Source organism: Candidatus Izemoplasma sp. (assembly GCF_982632705.1).
The window spans coordinates 1-1,525 of sequence record NZ_CEXEES010000117.1; the positions used below are offsets into that span (position 1 = coordinate 1).

2 protein-coding genes are annotated in these 1,525 nt (G+C 34.0%); one reads left to right on the forward strand and one right to left on the reverse strand.

The features are described 5' to 3' along the window. A partial coding sequence (locus AC2LE6_RS09005) for a glutamate--tRNA ligase family protein (RefSeq protein ID WP_484478925.1) occupies window positions 1–776 on the reverse strand: 776 nt, incomplete at its 3' end. Between the two features lie 171 nt (window positions 777–947). Here AC2LE6_RS09005 and AC2LE6_RS09010 point away from each other — a divergent pair. Further along, window positions 948–1,525: glutamate--tRNA ligase family protein (locus AC2LE6_RS09010; RefSeq protein ID WP_484478926.1), on the forward strand; the 578-nt coding region annotated here is incomplete at its 3' end.

Genomic DNA, 1,525 nt, shown 5'->3' on the forward strand with positions numbered 1-1,525 from the left:
GCATCACCCAGTGTAAAAATCTCTTTAGGTGTCTTATTTCCTAGTGATATTAAATAATTTGATATAGCTTCTGGTAAAAAACCTTCTTCAAGTAAATATTTAACACTGAAGTCAGAATCATTAATGATATTTGGCAGATGTGCATACTCAACTTTTTTATCGTATCCTAAAGCATTCCGAATGTGAGTTTCTTCTGGTGCACTACCGAAGAACTCTTCGTTACGAATTACAATAGATATATCACTTAGCATATCATCCACTGCACATGCAAAAACATACATCGGAGTTTTATCTTGCTTTAAAAGCATAAAACTGTCAATATTAGCTGGCTTAAATGTTGTTTCGCCTTGAATGTAATCTTTTACAATAATATCTTCAGTGGGCTTGTGTATTCGAATTGTAAATGGACTTAGGTTATCTATTACTAACTCAGCTGGAAGATTTGCACATGCATCATCGTACTTATAATCTTTTTTACTTGCTTTTGCCTCTTCTTGTTTCTTTTGTATCCACTGCCATGAGCAAAAACAAGAAAATGCTTTTTTATCATGAATAAGTTGTAACGCCATTGCAGAATGAAAACGTGCACTTTCACTCTGATAAATTGTTTGCGAGTAAGTAATACCAAAAAGGTCTAAGATATCGAGTATCTCTTTATCTTTACCTTCTATATTTTTATCTTTATCTGCATCTTCAATTCTAATAATTAAATCTTCTTTTTTTTGCTGTGAGACAATGTAGTTAAAGAGGGCAACTCTTAAACTCCCAATGTGCATATCACCAGGCGGGCTGGGGGCAAATCTTAGCATTCGTATTCATGCATAATGTAATCTTCGGAATTCTATCAAGTTTTAGCTAATAAAACCCCTTTATCTAAGATGTTATAAGCTCTAATTTGCTAAACTACAACTCTTATAAGAGTTTCAAAATCAAAAGGTTTAATAATAATGAGTGAGAACAAAGATTTTTTACGTACAATAGTTGAGAAAGATTTAAAGTCAGGCAAATATAAAGAGGTTGTTACACGATTTCCTCCAGAACCTAACGGGTTTCCACACATTGGTCACGCTAAATCTATTTGTATAAATTTTGGTATCGCAAATGACTATCATGGACATTGTAACCTAAGAATGGATGATACTAATCCAACGACAGAAGATACACAATATGTAGAAGCTCTCAAAGATGCTGTTGAGTGGCTTGGTTTCAACTGGGATGATAATGTAAAATTTACTTCTGATTATTTTCCTAAACTCTATGATTATGCTCTAGAGCTTATTAAGATGGGGAAAGCGTATGTTGACTCTCTTGATGAAGAGAAAATGCGTGAGTATCGTGGTACTGTGAAAGAAGCTGGTAAACGTAGTAAATTTGCCGAGCGTTCAATTGAAGAGAACTTAGACCTTTTTCAGAGAATGAAAAATGGTGAATTTAAAGATGGAGAGCATGTTTTAAGGGCTAAGATTGATATGTCTGCTGCAAACATGAAAATGAGAGATCCATTGCTATACCGCATTAGACATGC